The sequence below is a fragment of the Microcoleus sp. PH2017_09_SFU_O_A genome, assembly GCF_020738625.1.
GTDB lineage: Bacteria > Cyanobacteriota > Cyanobacteriia > Cyanobacteriales > Microcoleaceae > Microcoleus.
Genome location: NZ_JAEQCF010000019.1, coordinates 36246 through 51756, shown reverse-complemented (window position 1 = coordinate 51756; position 15511 = coordinate 36246). Strand labels below are relative to the sequence as shown.

15 protein-coding genes are annotated in these 15511 nt (G+C 42.8%); 6 read left to right on the top strand and 9 right to left on the bottom strand.

What is annotated here, in order from left to right:
- Positions 1-87: 87 nt before the first annotated feature.
- The 3 genes from JGK16_RS09965 to JGK16_RS09955 are packed head-to-tail and all read right to left on the bottom strand — an operon-like array spanning position 88 to position 1384.
- Entirely contained in the window at positions 88-426 is a 339-nt protein-coding gene (locus JGK16_RS09965; protein ID WP_293182604.1) for a XisI protein, read from the bottom strand.
- Complete coding sequence (locus JGK16_RS09960) at positions 414-830, bottom strand: XisH family protein (protein ID WP_293182606.1); 417 nt, start codon at positions 828-830, stop codon at positions 414-416. Before JGK16_RS09960 ends, JGK16_RS09965 begins: the two co-directional genes overlap by 13 nt.
- A 2-nt stretch (positions 831-832) precedes the next feature.
- Positions 833-1384: a cupin domain-containing protein gene (locus JGK16_RS09955; RefSeq protein ID WP_293182608.1), complete on the bottom strand. Its 552-nt coding sequence runs from the start codon at positions 1382-1384 to the stop codon at positions 833-835.
- A 227-nt stretch (positions 1385-1611) separates the two neighbouring features.
- Between JGK16_RS09955 and JGK16_RS09950 the strand changes: the two genes are divergently transcribed.
- The 3 genes from JGK16_RS09950 to JGK16_RS09940 all read left to right on the top strand — a co-directional run bounded on the left by JGK16_RS09950 (position 1612) and on the right by JGK16_RS09940 (position 4380).
- Complete coding sequence (locus JGK16_RS09950; protein ID WP_293182610.1) at positions 1612-2577, top strand: M48 family metallopeptidase; 966 nt, start codon at positions 1612-1614, stop codon at positions 2575-2577.
- Positions 2578-2876: 299 nt separating this feature from the next.
- Positions 2877-3281 (top strand): DUF4359 domain-containing protein, encoded by a 405-nt coding sequence (locus JGK16_RS09945; RefSeq protein ID WP_293190418.1) that lies wholly within the window; start codon positions 2877-2879, stop codon positions 3279-3281.
- 541 nt (positions 3282-3822) lie between these two features.
- Positions 3823-4380 (top strand): TerD family protein, encoded by a 558-nt coding sequence (locus JGK16_RS09940; protein WP_293182612.1) that lies wholly within the window; start codon positions 3823-3825, stop codon positions 4378-4380.
- 112 nt (positions 4381-4492) lie between these two features.
- Here the strand turns inward: JGK16_RS09940 and hpsP are convergent, their stop codons facing one another.
- Positions 4493-5716 carry a hormogonium polysaccharide biosynthesis glycosyltransferase HpsP gene (hpsP, locus tag JGK16_RS09935; protein WP_293190416.1) on the bottom strand — a complete coding sequence of 408 codons (1224 nt, stop codon included), beginning with the start codon at positions 5714-5716 and terminating at the stop codon, positions 4493-4495.
- A gap of 99 nt (positions 5717-5815) precedes the next feature.
- Here hpsP and JGK16_RS09930 point away from each other — a divergent pair, with 99 nt between their 5' ends.
- The 3 genes from JGK16_RS09930 to JGK16_RS09920 all read left to right on the top strand — a co-directional run bounded on the left by JGK16_RS09930 (position 5816) and on the right by JGK16_RS09920 (position 8565).
- Entirely contained in the window at positions 5816-7102 is a 1287-nt protein-coding gene (locus tag JGK16_RS09930; protein ID WP_293182616.1) for an ATP-binding protein, read from the top strand.
- Positions 7095-7727 carry an RloB family protein gene (locus JGK16_RS09925; RefSeq protein ID WP_293182618.1) on the top strand — a complete coding sequence of 211 codons (633 nt, stop codon included), beginning with the start codon at positions 7095-7097 and terminating at the stop codon, positions 7725-7727. Before JGK16_RS09930 ends, JGK16_RS09925 begins: the two co-directional genes overlap by 8 nt.
- Positions 7728-7932: 205 nt before the next feature.
- Positions 7933-8565 carry a DUF3455 domain-containing protein gene (locus JGK16_RS09920; protein WP_293182620.1) on the top strand — a complete coding sequence of 211 codons (633 nt, stop codon included), beginning with the start codon at positions 7933-7935 and terminating at the stop codon, positions 8563-8565.
- A gap of 145 nt (positions 8566-8710) precedes the next feature.
- Here JGK16_RS09920 and hpsO read toward each other — a convergent pair whose 3' ends face one another.
- The 5 genes from hpsO to rsmD all read right to left on the bottom strand — a co-directional run bounded on the left by hpsO (position 8711) and on the right by rsmD (position 15396).
- On the bottom strand, positions 8711-9880 hold the full coding sequence (gene hpsO, locus JGK16_RS09915) for a hormogonium polysaccharide biosynthesis glycosyltransferase HpsO (protein WP_293182622.1): 1170 nt from the start codon (positions 9878-9880) through the stop codon (positions 8711-8713).
- A 92-nt stretch (positions 9881-9972) separates the two neighbouring features.
- A complete protein-coding gene (gene hpsN / locus JGK16_RS09910; protein WP_293182624.1) occupies positions 9973-10947 on the bottom strand; it encodes a hormogonium polysaccharide biosynthesis glycosyltransferase HpsN in 975 nt (324 codons plus the stop codon).
- Positions 10948-10965: 18 nt separating this feature from the next.
- Positions 10966-12663 (bottom strand): glycosyltransferase family 39 protein, encoded by a 1698-nt coding sequence (locus JGK16_RS09905; protein ID WP_293182626.1) that lies wholly within the window; start codon positions 12661-12663, stop codon positions 10966-10968.
- 368 nt (positions 12664-13031) lie between these two features.
- Entirely contained in the window at positions 13032-14492 is a 1461-nt protein-coding gene (gene glmM / locus JGK16_RS09900) for a phosphoglucosamine mutase (protein WP_293182640.1), read from the bottom strand.
- Between the two features lie 361 nt (positions 14493-14853).
- A complete protein-coding gene (gene rsmD / locus JGK16_RS09895) occupies positions 14854-15396 on the bottom strand; it encodes a 16S rRNA (guanine(966)-N(2))-methyltransferase RsmD (protein ID WP_293182628.1) in 543 nt (180 codons plus the stop codon).
- Positions 15397-15511 lie beyond the last annotated feature (115 nt).

Here is a 15511-nt window from a genome sequence, read left to right as displayed (position 1 = left end):
ATGAACAGGCAAGATGCCTGTTCCACAAAGATTAAATTTCTTGTGGAACAGGCATCTTCCCTGTTGCTGTTGATGTAACATCTCAGATCAACCAACTGCAAATTCGGTGTATTGTCGGACATGAGGTGCATGATAGGCTAGCACAATTTCCTGGGATGGGACGCCTCGTGCTATTAATTGATTGGCGATCGCCTCTTCAGTTCCGTCATGCTGTACCCAAATTTTCCCATCTTTAATGTCTACATGAATTATGCAGCCATAAATTCGAGTGTTACTATCTTTCCAACCCACATGAACCAGTTGATAGCGATCGCTGACTAAATCGAAAATTGTCTCGCTGGAAACTGGATCGTGAGGCGATCGCCTCTGAGATCGTTCAGTTAGCAATTCCTGAATATATTGACGATACAAACTTACTTTATCCATTCAGAAATCTCCTGTTTTTCGGTGTCGTAAACTAAAAGTGGAATTTGATTGCGTTCAATTACCGTTTGAATAAATGAGTATTTGAAAAATTTTCTGTGAATACCTAATGGAATTGCCAGGTAAAGAGTTCTCTCTGGATCGTCAAATTCTAATGCAATCCGATAGTTGATAAATTGTCCCACTGCGGTATGAAACTCTGAAATCGTCGATGGTGCCAAAAACGTTTTGATTTCAATCGCAATTTTTTCATTATCCTTTGTAGCTGCTAATAACTGTTCTGCACCCAGATCGATATAAAAATCAACAAATCCGAGATCGATATGATAAGGGTCATCGGTAATTGTCCAACCCTGATTTTCGAGGGCAGTTTTGACGAGTTCGTGAAACTTATCTTTAGCTGGCATATTTAAACAGTAGCTAATTGCGATCGAATTTGAGTATCCGTATATTCCGGTGTCCAACCGACCGTGGTGGTAAAATAGCGCACAGCTTTAACTTTCCGGGCTGCTGTCAAATAAAACCAGTGTTCCGTATTCGCTGGTACGTTGATAAATTCTTCGGGCTGTACAGTCACTTCTACTTGACTACCGTCGGGACGCACAAAACCGAAAATTCCTTCTCCTGCTACAATGTAGCGGACTTCATCGTCAGCGTGAATGTGACACTTGTCGAATTTGGAGAGCAGAGTGTCGAGGCTTGGAATGTCTGGGTGTAGTACAATTAAGTCGCGGGATTGATAGCCTGCGCTTTCCTTGAGTTGCTGAAAGTAGCCGTCGAGGGCTTGTAGCACTTGCTCTTTTTGATTGTCGTCGATCGCATCGAGAGCCAGCAATTCCCGAATTTCTGGGTTGTCACCCACCGGCCAACTATTGAGTTGAATGTTCAAAGGAGCAAGTTCGCGGGTAATATCGCTCAGTTGAGTATAGGTTCTACCGTTTTCGAGTCGCAGGATAGCCATTTTTGCACGTTCCTATTTTTGATTAACAGACACAGCGAAAGACGCTTGTCGATCGCGCCTGTACAATAAAAACAATTTTAACTCACATTTTGCAGCATTCTCAGGCAAGATGCCTGTTCCACAAGAGTTGAAGATTTATCGCGATAAGATTGATAAGTCAGGCGCCCGGTAGCAACCGCTGCGATCGGCAACACTGAGATATTTTAGATGTAACTTTTGCAACAACTATGCCTACTTATACAGGAATTTCTAGCGAAGCTTTTCAGCATCCCCTCGATCGCCAGGCCGAGGCCGCATTACGCAGCGTACCTGGATTTGACTTAATTGCCAGCAAATTTGTAGAGTTTGTCTACGAACGACCGCAGTTCGTTTACCTAATGGGAAATAGCATACAAGTCGGCCCGCGCCAATATGCCAGCATTTATCATATATTTCGGGAGTGCGTGCAGGATTTAGATATTTTTCCAGAACCGGGTTTGTTTGTGTCTCAGAATCCCGCTGTTAACAGCTATGCCCTCGGGAAAAATCAACCCTATATAGTTTTAAACACAGGTCTTTTAGATTTGCTGGATGAGTCAGAAATCAAAGTAGTCCTGGCTCACGAGTTGGGACACATCAAATGCGGTCATCCAACTTTAAATCAAATGGCGATGTGGGCGATGAGCATCGCATCAACAATTGGCGAGATGACTTTTGGGCTGGGAAACATTGTCGGTAGTGGTTTAATTTTTGCTTTTTATGAGTGGCGGCGGAAGGCTGAATTATCGGCAGATAGAGCAGCTTTGTTGGTGACGGATGATTTGAACAATGTGATGAAGACGATGATGAAACTTGCGGGAGTTAGCAGTAAATATGCAGATCAATGCAGTTTGCAAGAATTTATCCGCCAGTCTGACAACTATCAAGAACTCGATCGCGACAATCTCAACCAAGTGTATAAATTTTTACTTTACAACGGTGGCCAAGGCGTGATGCTGAGTCACCCTTTCCCGGTGGAAAGGCTGCGGTATTTGCGAGATTGGGCGGCTTCCGAGGAATACCGGCAAATTAAGCTGGGTAACTACAAGCGGGCTGTAGCTGAGGGTGCGGTTGATGTGAAGTCCCAAACATCTAACAGCGAGACGGAGGCTTTGCGCCGTCAGATTGAGGAGTTGCAGCGGGAGATCGATCAACAAAAATCTAAGCAAAAATAAGTTGAGGATGTGCCGCAAGTACCTTGCGGCTGTCATTAGCGCCTTCAACCACTGTTTGCGTAAGTCTTTGAAAATTTACCGGATTTGGGGGAGGGAGGAAAGTAAAAGGAAGACAGGCTGCGGATCTCCCATCCCGCTACCTCGGAATTATATTAGAGTGCGATCGTCCCCAAAAGCCATAGCCTGCACTCGCAACTCGCCTCCAATCTACAAACTGTCCTCTTTTTTCTGAAATCTGTTTCTCAGAAGGTGTAGTTTAAATCTAGATAAGCTTATAACTCAATCGGGGCAAGAAAAAAATGATTATTGATAAAGCAATGAATACTCACAAACCAACTTCTAATTTTTTCGGGAATATCGGAAAAATTGCGATCGCCCTCAGCGTGCTAGTCGCCGGAATGGCCTTTACAAATCCTCCGAGAGATAAATACCTAACTTATGCTTCCGGCGTGCTCGAAACCGAGTTTAAAAACACCGTGCGTAATGATTCCCGCGTACCCAAAGCTTTGAGTGGCGTTGCAGAGACTTTCCTGACTTCCCAGCGCGGCTCGATCGAACACTTGCTCGACAATACAACGGAACGTCAGAACTTTGGCGTTGTCAGCATTTACACAACTCAACTAGGTAAAAAAAGCTATCAAACGGTTGGAGCTTTTGGCAATTTCGTTACCCTCCCACCTAGTTCGGCAAATGCTGAAAAGTAATGTCAAATTAAGTTAAATTATAGAAACCGGGCTTGCGATCGAACCCGGTTTTTACTTACTAGAAATAATTGGTTTAAGGCCGGAACCTTTGTAGGGAGAAATTAAAATTAGACTATTAGACCTATTGCAAAAAACAATCTATTCTATAATTAATAGTTAGCATTTTATTATGCTAGTTTTAGCAGCAGGTACGTAGTTGCGCTTCAGCGCTCTTTCCGAGATCCAAAAAGAGCGCTTTCATCGCAACTACGTACCTAAATTTAATAGACATCTTGCCAAAAAGATATCTGCGATCATTAAAGATTTATAGCAATCCTAAATGATTGATGAAGATTGGTAGCGGTAGTGGATGGTGCGTGCCTACCACCTATCTATCGGGGCAACCTGGATCTTTAAGAGCAACTACAAAAATTATCCAAATGATGGGAAGACTACTATATTATAAAAATATTAAGTTTTATTAAACACGAAAATTTCTCGTCCCACTTACTATTAAAATAAATAAGATAAATTTTTATGTTTGACAAATAAGCAGATGGCTATGCAATTAAGTAAGGGTGAGAGATTTAATCTCTCTCAAGAAGCACCGGATTTAAAAAAAATGGCGATCGCCCTCGGTTGGCAGGTAACGGAGGCAGGACAAAGCTACGACATTGATGTCTCTGCATTTATGCTAGGTTCGGACGGCAAATTACCTGACGATAATTTTTTTATCTTTTACAATAATCTGCAATCCTCTGACGGTTCGGTACTGCAATCGATTCCTGAAAACAACCCAGCTAAAGAAAATAAGACTATTTACGGCATTATCTTAGAAAAAGTTAATCCTGAAATTGTGGAAATAACTTTTGTTGTGACTATTCACGAAGCAGATAAAATCAATGCAAGTTTTAGGAATATCAGAAATAGTTTCATCAAAATTGTCAATTTGGATACCGGAATCGAACTTGTCCGGTATGAATTAACAGAGAGTTTTACACTAGAAACGGCTCTAGAATTTGGTCGTTTGTATAGAAAGAATGGAGAGTGGAGATTTCAGGCGGTAGGAGCAGGATATCAAGCTGGATTAAAGAGTTTTGTTGACAAGTATTGTAGGTGAAATAGCAATAACATTACTGCAAAGCAGCGATGAAAAAATATCGCCGACAGATTCTGATAGCAGCACAAAAACTCGCCGCCGGAGAAGAAATAAAAGGTAAACTTTAGTCGAGTTAGTTAATAGATGACAAAATGTGCTGGTAAGCTTCGATGGTTTTTCGGGCGATCGCCTCCCAGTTATAATATTTTTTAGCATAAGCTTGCCCGTTAAAGCCCCTGCGCTGCCTTTCCTGTGGTGCGAGGAGGGCTGATTCGATCGCGCGGGCGATCGCCCCTACCTCCAGAGGCACCACCCACCCAGCCTCCGCTTGCTGAATGTCATCCCAGATATAAACGCGATCGGAAATAACCACAGGTACACCCGCAGCCATCGCTTCTGCTACGGCAATACCAAAGTTTTCGTAATAAGAAGGCAACACAAATAAGTCAGCTTTTCTCAACATCTCAGCTTTTGAATCACCGCTAACAAAACCCGTTATTGTAGTAAATCTTTCTAAAATTGATTTTTTTATTTTGACTTTAATTTTGGCTTCGTAATCGGCATCTTGGGGATTAGAACCTGCTAAAATAAAGTTAAATTTTAGACCATCTTCTAAAATACTTTCCAGTGCCGTAATTAGCAATTCTAATCCTTTTTTAGGTTCGATTCGCGACATAAATAAGATGATTGGTATTTCCGAATCAGGCAATATTTCAGGGTAAGCATCTGCCGTCACCCCCAATGGAATTATCAAATCTTTTGGAACAGACATCTTGCCTGTGCTATCTAATAGTAAACAATCTTGTGGCACAGGCATCTTGCCTGTGCTATCCAAACCAAACCTTTCTGAAATTTTAGCTTCTTGCTTGCTAGTGAAATGAATTGCTGCCGCACCTGCTAAATTAGGTCGTTCTAAAAGTGTAGCATAAACCTGTTTTAAAAGCTTTTTCTTCTGCAAATCTGCGGGGTCAAGCATACCGCAGGGCCGGATAATATACGGTAACTTGTGCCCTCTGGCAATTGTCGCGGCGAAAGTAGTTACTGGCGAGAACAAAGCGTGAATGTGAGCGAGGTCAAATTGCCGCGCATTTTCATTCAACCACTGCAATAAACTCAGAGAAAACTTATATCTGCGAAACGGAGAACAGCGGAAATAAATAATTTGATAACCGTTTTGTTTTATTGGTTGATTTAAGGGAACATCTAAGGGAGGTTGACCGATATCTCCGTTAGAATCTGTAGTTATAATTGTGACATCAATACCTTGGGAAGCGAGGGCGGCAGAAAGTCCGAGTACCATTTGACTCGGGCCGCCGTAGACGAGGGAAATTGAGGGGATAATTTGAAGGATTCGCATGATTAGCCCTTGGTCTTAATTGCGGTAGCTGGTTGTGTTATTATATAAAAAATTGCAAGATTTGCACTTTATACTAATTTAGGCGATCGGAGGCAAGTTATGCTGATTGGATTCAGCGTCGGCAACTACAAATCTTTTAAAGAAACTGTCACACTCAGCATGGTAGCTTCGTCAATTACGGAGGACGATCGAGAGCTTGACGAAAATAATGTATTTGAAATCAATCATAGATTAAAATTGCTAAAAAGTGCTGCTATTTATGGAGCAAATGCCAGCGGCAAAAGCAATCTTGTTGCTGCTGTTAACTTTATGAAGTGGTTTGTCCTTAACTCATCCAAAGAAACGCAAGTTTCAGAGGCGATCGATATTGAAGCATTCAGGCTAAGCACAGAGACAGAAAAAGAGCCATCATTCTTTGAAATAGTTTTCTTGCTAGAAGGCAAAAATTTTAGATATGGTTTTGAGATTAATTCTGAACAGGTTGTTGCTGAGTGGTTGTTTCAAAGTGATGAAGATTCAGAAACAATGCTTTTTGAACGGGATTTTGACAGCTTTATATTAGATGATTTCCCGGAAGGGCAAGGTATTAGCGATAAAACTAGAAATAATGCTTTATTTCTTTCTGTTGTTGCACAATTTAATGGTAAACTTTCTGGCAAAATCCTGCTGTGGTTCAGTAAAACTTTGCAATTGATATCAGGCTTGCAAGATAGGCAATACCGCAAGGAAACTTTAGAGTCTTTTGAGAACGATCGCCACAGGCATGATATTATTGAATTCATTAAAAAATTAGACTTGGGTATTGCTGATATCCAAATCACAAATCAACCTGTATTTATTATTTCCAATAATACAGCATTATATGGTAATTCCTACGGTAGTTTATATCCTATTTCTGAAAGCAAACCAGCCGTGAAAACAGTTCATCGGAAATATGATGCTGACGGTAAGCAGACTGCTATAGAAATATTCGATATTGAAAAGCATGAGTCTGAGGGAACAAACAAATTGTTTGCATTAGCAGGGCTGCTTCTCGATACTTTGAGGACAGGAAAGATTTTATTCATAGATGAACTTGATGCCCGACTACATCCGTTGATTACTCGTGAATTAATCTGCTTATTCAATTCTAACGAGACTAATCCCCACAACGCACAGCTTATATTCACGACACATGACACAAATCTGCTTAGCAGCAAGACTTTTCGCCGAGATCAAATATGGTTTACCGAGAAAGACAATAAGGGCGCTACTGATTTGTACTCTTTAGTAGAGTATAAAGTAGGAAAAAATGCCTCATTTGAACACGATTACATCATCGGAAAGTATGGTGCTATCCCTTTTGTTGGTAATTTCAAAGAACTTCTAGGTGAACTCTATGCCTAAAAAAAGTTCGTCCAGAAGAACTATTGATTACTCTAAAAGAAAAGTTAAAAATAGAAGATGGTTTTTAATCGTGTGCGAAGGTGAAAAAACAGAACCCAACTATTTTAGAAGTTTCGCGGTAGACACAAAGGTAATCAAGCTTGATATCAAGGGAGAAGGGAAAAACACGAGGAGTTTAGTAGAAAAAGCTATTGAGTTAAAAAATGACTCAGAATACGACGAAAGCGATCGATTTTGGTGTGTCTTCGATCGCGATATTAACGGTAAAAATTCTAACGACGCGCAAAATTTTAATGCAGCTATGACTCTTGCAAAAAATAACGGCATTAAAGTAGCGTACTCCAATGATGCTTTTGAACTTTGGTATTTACTACACTTCCATTTTTATAATACTGGAATTTCTCGCAAGGATTATCAAAATATGTTGACGAAGTTGCTCGGATACGAGTATCAGAAAAACAGTGAAACGATTTATGAGGAACTGAAAAACAAACAACAGGATGCGATTAAACACGCAAAACGGCTTTTAATGGAATACGATCGCCCTAATCCTGAAAGTGATAATCCTTCAACAACAGTGCATCTGCTAGTGGAAGAACTTAATAGTTTTATTCCTAAGAGTTGATGAATTTTGACACGATATACCTTAAATATACTTGGTATTAGCACAATTTGACTTCTTCCCATGAGTCTGTGTATCCCATACGCGAGATAAAATTTATCTGATCGGGCTAACCCAATGGTGTTGTGATACGATCGAGCAAGATTAATCATGCAGAATACCAAAAATGACTGTTCATTTTTAAGTAACTTTAGGAGTTGAATCAAAAATGGCTAAACAATCTCTCTCATTTATGCCGATCGCAATTTCGATGTTAGCCGCCATTAGTTATCCGACAACCAATGCAGCCGCTACCGCCGAAGTATCGCCATTACAGCCAACAGCATCAGCCATAACCGTCGCACAGAAGCCCACTCCCAGCGACACGAATAAAAAGCTTCCTGACGTGCCGGCAAAGCTACAAGTGCCTGCTGGTAATGCTTTAATCTCCGAAGTGTCAGCCAAAGGCGTGCAAATTTACGTGTGTCAACCCAAAACTGGCGATCGCACTCAATTTGAATGGACATTAAAAGCACCGGAAGCTGATTTATTTAATGCAAGTGGCGCATTAGTTGGCAAACATTACGGTGGCCCAACTTGGGAGTATACTAAAGACAAGAGTAAAGTCGTTGGCGAAGTAAAAGAACGTGTAGATTCGCCCGATCGCACTACGATTCCTTGGGTGCTACTAAGTGCCAAAAGCAATGAAGGTAACGGTTTATTTAGCAAAGTTACCTATATCCAGCGCGTCAATACTAAAGGTGGCAAAGCCCCAGCTACCGGATGCGATTCCTCAAAACAAAATAGCACTACCCGCGTGGATTACACAGCAGATTACTACTTCTTTGCTGCCAATAAGTAATACGCTTGTTAAAAGGTTTTGCGGCAAAAGAAGCGTTTGGTTTATTTGCACGAATCCTTGAATAACCCAGGTGCGTCGCTATGAGATTGTTGATATGTAGTTAGGAATTTTTCATGGCGACACACCCTACGACTTCTATCTTCTGCTACAAAAGTTGTTTGTAAAAGTCCAATAACTGCTCAGCTAAGGCTTGATTTGTATAACTTGTCATAACTTTATGATAACCCCGATCGCCCAAATCAACAGCAAAATCCCGCGCTTCCATCAATTGCTGCAAACAATCGCGCAAAATCCCTGCATTTCCCTCTGGGAAGACTAACCCCGCATCGCCGATAACGTGGGGAATTTCGCCGCAATCGGAACCGATAACCGGGATTTTACAAGCCATCGCTTCAATTAAAACATGACCGAATTGTTCTTTCCAGCCCACGGTAGTCAAAGTTTTGAATTTATAGCTGGTTTGCGAGGGCAATACCAAACAGTTCATTAAGTTAATGTAAGGTGGAATTTCTTCATGGGAAACGCTTTCTACCCAGATTATTCGATCGCTGATGCCCCATTCTCTACATTTTTCTTCCAAGTGCGATCGCAATTTTCCTTGTCCTACTAACAACCACTTCCAAGAAAGTTGTTTCAATCCTGCTAATGCTTCAGCTAAAGTTAGCAGTCCTTTTTCTTCGACAAATCGCCCTACAAATCCTACCACAAAATCTGTTGGTTTAATGCCAAATTTTCTAGATAACTCAATATCTTTAGCAGCAGGCACAAACAATTTTTCATCTACTCCAAGTTGGGGCATTACTGCCATTGCACCTGTGTAGCCCCGCTGGTGCAAAATTTTAGAGCCATCTAAATTGCCGGCAATAATTCCGTCGGTATTCTGAAGATTGCAATTTTCTAATAGGGAAATAGGCCATTTCAATTCATAGGATAGATTCCACCAGGTAAATAATATATTTTTGGCTTGGAGTTTGAGTAATTTATTGAGTATAATTAATTGGCTGTAGGCTAGGGATTTTGAACCTTGTTCGACTTGGATAATCTGCGGTTTGAATTTCTGTAAAAGTCTAATTATATCTGTACCAAATGTTAGCAAGCCTTGATTGTTTTGACTAAAATTGGAGATGGGAACTATTTTAAATGAGTCTTCTTGATAAAATTCGGTTTCGATGATTTTATTTTGTACGCCTCCGGGTTTCCAGCGTCGTGGCACTACAATTGTTACTTCAATATCGGGTTCTAGGTTGGCTAATATTTTGAATTTTTCCCGATTTATGTCAACTATATAGGTGTGGCTGGCAACGAGGATTCTCATTTATTGGGAATGGGGAATGGGGCATTGGGAATGGGGCATTGGGAATGGGGCATTGGGCATCGGGCATCGGGCATTGCGAATTAATTCATAAATTATTTAGGGTTGATTTTGTCTTGATTTGTGTAAATTTGTCCGTCATTCCAGAGCGATTTGATGAGTGTTATGAGGGCACTGATAAAACCGAGGATATAAAAAGCAAATCTAGTGATAATTTTTAGGGGCGATCGGCTTTTATGACAAGGTGGATGCCCCAAAACGTGGCAGTCAAAGAGTTTGGCAAAAAATCGCAGGCATTGAAAGACGGTTAAATTTTTCAATCCCATCAGGAAGTGGTTGTGATAAAATGTGGTTTGATATTCGATCGATCGCGTGCTGACATCGTGACATCCGCCGCTTTCTTCGCCCAAGTGAACTAAACAAGCACTGGGATCGTACCAAATTTTCATGCCAGTCGATCGCAATCTCAAACAAAAATCCGACTCCTCCCGCACCGCACTCCCTACAAACCGCTCGTCAAACGTCAAACCCCACTCGGCAAAAACCTGACGGCGAAACGACATATTGCAGCCTCTAGCCGAGAGTACCTGCTGCGGTTTGACTGTATGCACCAAATCGATAAAATACCAAGCAATGCCCGGATCCATGGCTTCTGGGGGCAAAAAGTCGATCGCCAAATCGCCTCCAGAATTACCCAGTTTCATTCTGTCAAAAACCCTGCCCGCCACACATCCCACATCCGGTTTTGCTAAATAATTATCAGCATGAGCGGCTAAAAAACCATCCGGCAATTGTACATCATCATCAATAAATAAAATAATCTCTCCCACAGCGCGCCGCACAGCATAATTTCGAGCTCCCGGTAAACTCGCCCAATCTACCGGAAACCACCGAATTTTCCCCGCAGTTGCCAATTCCTCTAAATAAACTTGAGTTTCCGATTCGTGAGTGCGAGTTTGATCGATTACCAGCACTTCAAAATTCGGGTAATTTTGCCGAATCGCGTCAGCCAATGTCTCTCGCAGGGGTTGCTCGCGGTTGTAGGTAGGTATCACAACAGAAATCATCATTCGCAGTTGCCACTTTAATTATTTCTCTAAACGCCAAAGCCACACATCGCCCGGTGGGTAAATTGGTGTAATTTTATATTTTTGCACTTGTTCTAATTCAAATCGCAATAGCTCGGTGCTTCTGTAGAGAAATACATCGCTAAAACCATCAGGAATTTTAACTTGCTCGGGTTTCACTGCTAGCAAAAGCTCTACTTGCGGCTTCAGCAAATAGCTGACAGACAGTATTTTTCCGGTGAGGTTGTTGCCTCCGTGACAAATCACTAAAGGTTTTTGGGCTTGATTGACAATCGCCGCTACTGCGGGATTGTATTTAGTGCTAGAAGGATACTTGTTCCACCAAAGTTGTGACTGTGAGCTGACGGCACAAGAAACTATTTCACTCGATATTAGGGCTATTAAACCGAGCTGCCAGAGTTTTTGTCGTGGATTGTTGGCGGTGGTAATTTTAGCGCTAAAGAGGTAGGCAACAGCTAGCTGGATTCCTAAAAGATAGGGAACTAGATAGCGATCGGCAATGCCTCCCACTGCTATCAATACTATCGCTGTAATTCCGATCGCTGTCAAGACCAACAGCCAAACTCGTTTGGGAGTTGAGTAGCAAAGCAAGTAGATTGAATGTGCGATCGCTAATATTAATATAACTGCTACAATCAGTCTGATTGAATCAGTAGTATTGCTCGAACCTAATTTGATGATTCCACCCGCCCAATGGGTGTCAATAAAAGTTCTACAGGTGATAATAATCAAAGGTTTAAGTGAAGATAGGGCCGAAAGAGAAAGATGGGGTAAACCTACTGTTGCAGCGATTCTGGGCGAGTTATCAACTAATACGAAAATCCAAGGAGCGAAAATGAGTGTTGCTGCCGCTGAAGCTAGTAAATAAGCAATTAATGTTTGGCGAACACGCCAATTTTCAGTGATAATTACGTAGATACCGTGGGCTAATATTACTATAAAAAATAATAAACTACAATACAGTCCTACAGTTAGGGCGATCGCATAAATCAACCAAACGCCTTTGCTCAATTTCGATGTAGATTTAAATGTAGATTTAAATGTAGATTTAAATGTGGCGGTAGATTTTTGTAGGGCGATCCTCTTCGTTGGCGCAGCCCCCGTAGGGGCGGGCTTCGCTAACGCCCGCAGCAGAATGGCATTCGACAGCAAGACGAGGACAGCAAACATCATGTACGGCCTTGCCTCTTGCGCGTACAAGACGTGAAAAGGCGACACAGCCATGATTGTCACAGCCATCCATCCCGCACGTGCAGAGCGAAATAATTCCCAGCACAGCCAATAAACGCTCGGAAAAATCAACAAACTCATCCAAGCTGAAAGACTTCTGACAGTTGCCACTTCCGGGCCGAACCACTGCACCCAAAATCGGGCTAAAATAAAATATAGCGGCGGTAGTTGAGGTTCTTCTGTAGCTAAACCTTTAACTGTATCCAACCAACTTTTTTCGGGATTTATCTGCTGGTATTTCCGCTGCAAATCTTGAACGGTAATTGTTTTTCCTTGAAAATCTTGCTGTACCATTTCCGTCCAGGTGTAGCCAGAAATTCGCAGCGAGGTGATAGATTCGTCGAAGGAGTAGACTTTGCGATCGAGGTTTGTAAATCTAAAAAATATCCCCGTTATTAATATGACGACAATTAAAATTTTTAACCAAGTTTGGTGTAACCGCCCATTTTTAATTGATTTGCTGTTCATAAAATCAGAAATGGGGAATTGAAGAAAGAAGAAGTTAGTTGTTTAGTCTATAAGTAATAAGGATGAGGGAATAAGCATGAGAAAGTGGTTTCAATATCCCCTATATTTTACTAGAGGATTCTTGCCATTGGTGTCAACTCAATCTCAAGCTTAGTCTTAGCCTAATGTCGATCGCCGAGAGCTAGATCCCCCCTAACCCTCCGTAGGTACGTTGTTGGGCTTTAGCCCTCTTTAGATATACGCCTAAAGAGGGCTAAAGCCCAACAACGTACCTAGAGAGATACACAGGATTTCAGACTCAAGTTGACACTTCCCTCTTCCTTCTTCCTTCTTCCAACTGTCAACTGTCAACTGTCAACTGTCAACTGTTAGATAGCGATGTGTTGCTGAACGGCTAAGACTAAATTTTCAGTCCAGAAGTTAGCTAAGTCGGCGCTGGCAGCTTCCACCATAACTCGGATTAGCGGTTCAGTGCCAGAAGCGCGAACCAAAATCCGTCCCTGTTCTCCCATTGCAGTTTTAGCGCGATCGATCGCCTTTTGCATGGGTTCGCACTCGTGCCATCTTAAGCGTTTTTCGCGATCGTCCACCCGCACATTTACCAACAACTGCGGATATGTTTGGAAACTGTCACTTACCAATTGTGACAAAGATTCCCCTGACTCACGCACCAGCGAAGCTATATGCAAAGCTGTCAACAAACCATCGCCACTAATACCGAAATGCGGACAAAGAATGTGCCCCGACTGTTCGCCGCCCAACATCGCACCCGTGCGCTGCATTTCAGCGTGAACGTGCTGATCTCCGACGTTTGTTCTAGTTAGTTTGCCCCCCAATTCTTCCCAAGCTCGCTCGAAGCCCAGGTTAGCCATTACAGTAGAAATAATTAAATTATCCGGTAACTGTTCGGAGGCGCGCAATTGCTGGCCCCACAGATAAAGAATGTAATCGCCGTCAATCGATCGCCCTTTGTTGTCAACACCCAAAACTCGATCGGCATCACCGTCAAAAGCAAATCCCAAATCAGCCTGGTGTTCCAAAACCGCCGCTTGCAAACTGTCGAGATGAGTAGAACCGCAGTTAACATTAATGCGAGATCCATCAGGAGAATTGTGCAAACAGATCACATCCGCCCCCATTTGCTCAAACACCGCCGGCGCCAAACCAGCAGCAGCCCCCCAAGCCAAATCCAAAACCACCCGCATTCCCCGCAAATTCATCTGTTGCAGCGAATCTGAGAGAGAATCAGCATAATCTTTAATCAACTCCGGGCGGTGGTAGTGATGCCCCAAAGCCAAGCTAGCAACCGCAACCTTAGCCCCTCGGATTCCCGCTTCGATTTGTTCCTGCAAATGCTGAGACAGCTTTGACCCGTTGGGGCCGAAAAACTTAATCCCATTGTCTTCTGGGGGATTGTGGCTAGCCGAAATCATCACTCCGCCCACAGACTGCGAAATGCTTGCCAGATAAGCAACGCAGGGAGTGGGACACAAGCCCAAATTCCACACTTCCAAACCGGCGGCTGTCAAACCAGCCGACAGTGACATTGCCAGCATATCGCTGGAATTTCTGCTGTCTTGTCCCAAAATCACAGGGCCCTGGTTGGGGGCATTTTGGCGTAGAACTTGCCCAGCCCAGAATCCAACTTGCAGCGCTAGGGGTGCAGTCAGCAATTCTCCAACTTTCCCGCGAATTCCGTCGGTGCCGAAAAGTTTTGTATTTGGTAGGGAGAGGGTATTTCCCAGCAAAATCGTATCGCGTTTGACTGGTTGTACCGAGTTAGTAGCCGAAAACTCGCTGCCGCGATGGCGCGAAGGTGTCTGAACCATATTCACTCCTTTAGGAATATTCACACTCACACTTTGCAGTTCATGTTACAACTGAAAGATCTTTTTTTCAGCGTAAAGTTAATTTATTTCGAGGATTTCTCAGGAAACTTGCTTTGACAGGCTACGGAGCAAGTTTAACTTCTTCAGAAAAATTTGTATGGTATCTAAGGGAAAAACTTTTATGGGGCGCGCCAAGAGGATCGTGGCGATCGCTCTTGGGGACGCTTCCACACGGATTTGAGACGATCCTGATGCCCTTTGAGTCGGATAAATTCGGGGGAAGAGAGGATTTTCGATTTTCGATTTGGGATTGATTCCACGGATAAATCACGTGGCGGGTACCACCTGTGAAATTCGCTTGTCAGCAACTGCGGGTATAGAAGGTTAATGCTGTGTTGCCATATACTTTTTGGCGGCAAATTTCTAGGCCGGGTATCGGTTGGGTCGATCGCTCCGGGCTGTGTTCGATCGCGATTTCGCCATCAGGTGCTAGCATTTCTTGGCTGGCGATCGCGTTCAACACAGGTTCGTACAAGTCGCTGGCGTAGGGCGGATCGAAATAAATGCGATCGAATTGCTGTGGTGATAGTGAGGCTAATTTGGCGATCGCATTTCCCCGCAGAATTTGGAACGTTTGCGAAGAGTCTGCTACTTGCTCCCAATTTTCGCGGATAATCGCACAAGCATTTGCCGACTGTTCGATGCCGGTGACACTCAAAGCCCCGCGACACAAGGCTTCTGCACCCATCGAACCGCTGCCGGTACAGATATCGAGCCATTTGCAATCTGCGATCGACCCTTGCCAAATATTAAATAAAGCCTCTCTCACTCGCGCCAGAGTCGGGCGAGTTGCCAGTCCCGGCAGAGTTTTTATTTGGCGGTTTCCGTAGATTCTGATACTCATAAGAAGAAGGAAGAAGGAAGAAGGAAGAAGGAAGAAGGAAGAAGGAAGAAGGAATAAAGTATTTGTAGGGTGCGTAGCCATTAAAACTCCCTAAATTCAATGAACAATCTCATAG

Bases quoted from the DNA above. Each gene is read 5' to 3' on its own strand.
- glmM (WP_293182640.1), bottom strand. From the start codon at position 14,492: ATGGTTCAGACACCTTCGCGCCATCGCGGCAGCGAGTTTTCGGCTACT.
- JGK16_RS09940 (WP_293182612.1), top strand. From the start codon at position 3,823: ATGCAATTAAGTAAGGGTGAGAGATTTAATCTCTCTCAAGAAGCACCG.
- JGK16_RS09965 (WP_293182604.1), bottom strand. From the start codon at position 426: ATGGATAAAGTAAGTTTGTATCGTCAATATATTCAGGAATTGCTAACT.
- JGK16_RS09945 (WP_293190418.1), top strand. From the start codon at position 2,877: ATGATTATTGATAAAGCAATGAATACTCACAAACCAACTTCTAATTTT.
- JGK16_RS09925 (WP_293182618.1), top strand. From the start codon at position 7,095: ATGCCTAAAAAAAGTTCGTCCAGAAGAACTATTGATTACTCTAAAAGA.
- JGK16_RS09950 (WP_293182610.1), top strand. From the start codon at position 1,612: ATGCCTACTTATACAGGAATTTCTAGCGAAGCTTTTCAGCATCCCCTC.
- hpsO (WP_293182622.1), bottom strand. From the start codon at position 9,880: ATGAGAATCCTCGTTGCCAGCCACACCTATATAGTTGACATAAATCGG.
- JGK16_RS09930 (WP_293182616.1), top strand. From the start codon at position 5,816: ATGCTGATTGGATTCAGCGTCGGCAACTACAAATCTTTTAAAGAAACT.
- hpsN (WP_293182624.1), bottom strand. From the start codon at position 10,947: ATGATGATTTCTGTTGTGATACCTACCTACAACCGCGAGCAACCCCTG.
- JGK16_RS09955 (WP_293182608.1), bottom strand. From the start codon at position 1,384: ATGGCTATCCTGCGACTCGAAAACGGTAGAACCTATACTCAACTGAGC.
- hpsP (WP_293190416.1), bottom strand. From the start codon at position 5,716: ATGCGAATCCTTCAAATTATCCCCTCAATTTCCCTCGTCTACGGCGGC.
- rsmD (WP_293182628.1), bottom strand. From the start codon at position 15,396: ATGAGTATCAGAATCTACGGAAACCGCCAAATAAAAACTCTGCCGGGA.
- JGK16_RS09960 (WP_293182606.1), bottom strand. From the start codon at position 830: ATGCCAGCTAAAGATAAGTTTCACGAACTCGTCAAAACTGCCCTCGAA.
- JGK16_RS09905 (WP_293182626.1), bottom strand. From the start codon at position 12,663: ATGAACAGCAAATCAATTAAAAATGGGCGGTTACACCAAACTTGGTTA.
- JGK16_RS09920 (WP_293182620.1), top strand. From the start codon at position 7,933: ATGGCTAAACAATCTCTCTCATTTATGCCGATCGCAATTTCGATGTTA.